Origin of the sequence: Lentzea indica (genome assembly GCF_012184385.1) — a bacterium.
In the GTDB taxonomy this organism is placed as follows: domain Bacteria; phylum Actinomycetota; class Actinomycetes; order Mycobacteriales; family Pseudonocardiaceae; genus Lentzea; species Lentzea indica.
This window is the reverse complement of sequence record NZ_VSRL01000430.1, coordinates 1-4,235: the sequence shown is the minus strand read 5'-3', so window position 1 is coordinate 4,235 and position 4,235 is coordinate 1. Positions and strand designations below refer to the sequence as shown.

Sequence of the window (4,235 nt, the reverse complement as noted above, 5' to 3'; positions counted from 1 at the left end):
CTGGGGCACCAGCTGCGCCGCCGAACCCACGACGTCGGCAGCCCCGAGCACGAGCCGGAGGCGTTGTTCGACCTGCTGGCTCCTGAAGGCCGCCTGCTGACCGCCGAGCTCGGTGACCGCTCGGCGGGTCTGCTGAGCGGACCTTCCGGGCTGACCGTGGTGTTGCGCCCCGACCTGACCTCTGACCTGCTGTCGTTCGAGGCCGAGGGCATGACGGGACGGCTCGTGCTGCACGCCGGCCCTGTCCGGGACCGCGCTCCCCGCGGGTGGCTCGCGATTCGCGCACAACGCGACTGCGCGGTGTTCGACGACGACGTGCTGCTCGCGATGCTCACGAACACGGTGCGCCGCAAGTTCAAGGGCGTGGACGTGCTGTCCGAAAAGGACGTTCGCTCGACCGTGGTGGCGCTGACCCACACCGGTTCCGGCCGGGGACTGCTGCACGAGAGCTGGGCGTTCTGGCGCGCAGGATCCGTGGTGCAGTCCGGTTTCCGGCTCGCAGGGTTCGGCGGGATCGGCGACGCCAGGTGGCCGTTGCTGCGCGAACTGCTCGACGCGGCACCGGGCGTGGCGCTCACCGCGGCCGTGACGACCGGCCCCGATGGCGGTGCCGTGCTCCGGATCGCCACCACTACTCACGCCGCGATCACCACCGCGGCCGCAGAACTCTCGCACGTCTGCGCACGCCGCGGTGTGCGCCTGGAACGACTCGACGGACGGCACGCGAGCGCGGTCGCCGCCACCTTGCCCATTGGAGGGGGATCACTGTGAACACGCTGTCCTTGGTGCGCTCCGACTCGCCGGTTTCCGTTGGTGTGGAAGCGAAGCTGGCCTCGGCCACCAGCGAGGTGATGATCGCCAGGTCGCTGACCGGCCGTCCGGTCCTGTTCCACCAGGCCGACCACGACAACCTGCGCCGCGGCGTGCGCTACCGGGTCCTGGTACCCGACCACGCCCGCACTGCGCACGGCATCTCGGCCCGCCTGGGCGCGCTGGCGCTGGCAGGAGCGGACATCCGGACGATGCCGAAGGTCCCGCTGGACGCGCTGATCGTCGACCGCACGCTGACCGTGCTGCCCGCAGGTCGCCGCGACTCGGTCGCCGCGTTCGAACTGGCCAGCGTCGTCACGACCACGGTCGAACTCTTCGAGCGCATGTGGCAGACCGCGGTGCCGTTCACTGCGGCGGTGGCGTCCGCAGGGGACGTGACGGACCGGGAACGCGAGCTGCTCACGCTGCTGTTCGCCGGCTGCACCGACGAGGCGGCCGCGGCGCGGCTGAACATCTCCGTGCGCACCGTCCGCCGCACGGTCTCCCAGCTCATGGACCGGCTGGCGCGCGCAGCCGGTTCCAGGCAGGCGCCAAGGCGGCCGACCGCGGCTGGTTGCTCGACCACGCCAGCTGATGTTTCGCGTCCGGACGGGTGCGTCGCGGTGCCGCCGTGAGGTGTCCCACTGGGCGCGAAATAGACCTGGCAGGGACTGCGGGCTTGCCACTAGCGTCGATCACTGTGCGCGTTCTGGTGACCGAAGACGACGAGGACATCCGTTTCGCTGTGGAAACCTCACTGCGCGCTGCGGGTTTCGCCGTCGACATCGCCACCGACCTGCCTGAGGCCGACGAAGCGCTGTTCGTGAACACCTACGACTGCGTGATCTTCGACCGGGTCCTGCCGTCCGGGGACGCGCTGCACTACGTGAAGCACCGCCGCCTGGACGGCTGGGGTGCCGCCGTGCTGTTCCTGACCGGCATCAACAACCCGGTTGAGGGTCTGCCCTACGGCGACGACTACCTGGTCAAACCGTTCGCCATGCCGGAACTGATCGCACGGGTGCGCAGCCTGTGCCGCCTGACTGCGGTCGCACCACGGCCGGTGCTGCGCCACGGCGACGTGGAGCTGGACCTCGCCAGGCGGACCGCCACCCGTGGGGGCCGGGCCCTGAACCTGACGGTCAAGGAGTTCACGGTGCTGGAACGCCTCGTGGCCGCCGCCGGGCAACCTGTGCGCCGCGACGACCTGATCGCGGCCGCGTGGGACGCCGAGGTGCGGCCGTCGTCGAACGTGCTGGACGTCGTGATCACAGTGCTGCGGCAGAAGATCGGCCCTCCTCCCTTGGTGCAGACCGTGCGCGGCGTGGGTTACCGCTGCGCTTGAGTTCTACTGTGGACTGATCACCGCGCTTCCGTGTTCCTCTGGCCGGAAGCGGTCATCAGGCCCGTCCTGCCGCACCACCCCAGCAAGCTGAGATCGACCAGTACTGGGTGCGTGCGGGAGGCAACGTGGAAACACAACGGGTGCTGTTGACCTATGAACCTGTGCAGTTCGACCGGCTGGCGGCCGAGATCCGCGCCATCCAGCGCGAGCTCGCCGAGGTCGTGGAAGTCGCGGAGTCGGACGACGGCCTGATCGTCGCGACGGTCAACGCACGGGGTGACCTGATGGACCTCGAACTGGACCCGAGGCTCTTCCGCCACCCGGACTCGAAGGCGTTGTCCGAGGCGATCACCGGTGTCTACCGGTCAGGCCGTGCCGCGGCCGACGCCCGCGCGTTCGAGCTGACGATGCGGCAGCTGGAGCTGACCCGGAAGGAGATCCAGAAATGACGAACCCGAGCGACGGCGCGGACATGGAGCCCGACGCCGTCATCGGCACGGCGGCCGGTGTGCGCAACGCGGCGGACACGTTCCACAGTGGATTCATGTCGGCGACCGCATCGGGTACCAGAGGTCTCGGGCAGGGGCCGATGGGAGCGGCGTTCCTCTCCGGTTTCAACCCGGGAGTCCAGAGCCTGAACGAGAAGGCCACCAAGTTCGTCCAGGGCACCGGCGACCTCGCGGACGGCATGCACGTGTCCGCGCGGGAGTACGACGCGGCCGACACCAGGGCACACGACGCGGTGCAGCAGGCGGGTGAGGCCGATGGCCGTCTTTGAGCCGTCCAACGAGCTGTGGGCCGCCGTCAAATCGATCGACAACACCATCTGGCCGCCGGACAACGAGGAGGATGTCACCAAACTCGCCGAAGACTGGCGCAAGGCGGGAGAAACCGCCCACCTCGCGGGCACGGAGCTCTCGAACGCGCGCGAGGCGTCCCGGCAGGCATGGCGCGACCAGGGCGGCCAGGCGACCGGGCAGCAGCTGGGCAACGGTGCGGTGACGCTGGAAAGCCAGAAACGCGACTGCGAACAGCAGGCCGCGCTGGCCGACCGGTACGCGAAGGCGTTGACCGACGTGAAAACAGCCATCGTGCAGAACATCGAGATGAACCTGCCGGCCTATCTGCAGCTGGCCAATCCCATGTACGGCGCGTCCGGTCCGGCACGGCAGCAGGAGTTCGCGCAGAAGGTCGCCCAGGACCTGAAAGCGTTGGTTGCGGGCCAGACACAGGGACTGCAGGCACCAGCGGACGCGCCGGACACCGACACGACGCTGGGGGCGGTCGGCGACATCGCGGGAATGGTGTCCGCTGTTGCCGGTGGACTGGCATTGATCCCGGTGCTGACACCGTTCGCGGCCCCGGTCGCGGTTCTGGCCGGAGGCGTGGCGCTCGCGGCACATGCCACGGACATGATTGCCACCGGCAGTTACGACGAAGAGGGCGCCTGGGTCGGCCTGGGCGGTGACGTGGTCGGACTGGTTCCTGGTGTGCGGACGATGGGTGCGGTCGTGGAGGCCGCGGGCGACGCGTCGAGGTTGGCTCCGAGCATGGTGGACATCGGGGCAGGTGCGGCCGACGTCCTCGCTCAGGCTCCGTCAGCGATCGATCTGTTCGTGAACAACGACACCGTCGACGATGCCAAGGACATCGCGGGGGAGGCCACGGCGGGCAAGAACATGGTGATGGAGGGGATCAACTACCTGCCTCGCTGATGAACACACTTCCGGCCCCAGTGTCGTTTCGCACTGCGAAGTGTGTTCAGCGGTTGTGTGGCCTGGTGATCGCCGCGCGATCGGTGTCGCCTGCCTGCCACAGGTCCTCGTCGACCAGCTGCACGCTCTCGTCGTCCGAGTCACGGGTGACGGGTCGGGCCGCCGGAAAGAGGAACGACTGCCTGCCGTCCAGCTTCCCCGCCCTGCCACGCAGTTCCGGCGGCACACCAGGAACCGCGCGGGGTGGTTTCGCCGTGCGCCGCACCGGCTTCTCCGCGTCGCCGGGCTTCGGCGCGACACCGGTGCCGCCCGCTCCACCCGCCATCCCGTGCGCCATCGGGGACGGCGGCCATGCCGGGCTCTCG

General features: G+C 69.3%; 7 protein-coding genes. 6 read left to right on the top strand and 1 reads right to left on the bottom strand.

Annotation, left to right across the window (positions count from 1 at the left end):
* From FXN61_RS47695 to FXN61_RS47670, 6 genes are all read left to right on the top strand, one after another.
* Positions 1-771: hypothetical protein (locus tag FXN61_RS47695; protein ID WP_167980374.1), on the top strand; the 771-nt coding region annotated here is incomplete at its 5' end.
* A complete protein-coding gene (locus FXN61_RS47690; protein WP_312878561.1) occupies positions 768-1,445 on the top strand; it encodes a helix-turn-helix transcriptional regulator in 678 nt (225 codons plus the stop codon). The genes FXN61_RS47695 and FXN61_RS47690, both read left to right, overlap by 4 nt.
* A 65-nt stretch (positions 1,446-1,510) precedes the next feature.
* Positions 1,511-2,155, top strand: coding sequence for a winged helix-turn-helix domain-containing protein (locus FXN61_RS47685; RefSeq protein ID WP_167980373.1), 645 nt, complete (start codon positions 1,511-1,513; stop codon positions 2,153-2,155).
* 125 nt (positions 2,156-2,280) lie between these two features.
* The gene (locus FXN61_RS47680; RefSeq protein WP_167980372.1) at positions 2,281-2,604 is read left to right on the top strand and encodes a YbaB/EbfC family nucleoid-associated protein; all 324 of its coding nucleotides are present in this window, start codon (positions 2,281-2,283) and stop codon (positions 2,602-2,604) included.
* A complete protein-coding gene (locus FXN61_RS47675) occupies positions 2,601-2,933 on the top strand; it encodes a type VII secretion target (RefSeq protein WP_167980371.1) in 333 nt (110 codons plus the stop codon). Before FXN61_RS47680 ends, FXN61_RS47675 begins: the two co-directional genes overlap by 4 nt.
* Entirely contained in the window at positions 2,920-3,870 is a 951-nt protein-coding gene (locus FXN61_RS47670; RefSeq protein WP_167980370.1) for a WXG100-like domain-containing protein, read from the top strand. Before FXN61_RS47675 ends, FXN61_RS47670 begins: the two co-directional genes overlap by 14 nt.
* Before the next feature lie 46 nt (positions 3,871-3,916).
* Here FXN61_RS47670 and FXN61_RS47665 read toward each other — a convergent pair.
* The coding region (locus tag FXN61_RS47665) for a hypothetical protein (RefSeq protein ID WP_376770825.1) at positions 3,917-4,235 on the bottom strand (319 nt) is incomplete at its 5' end.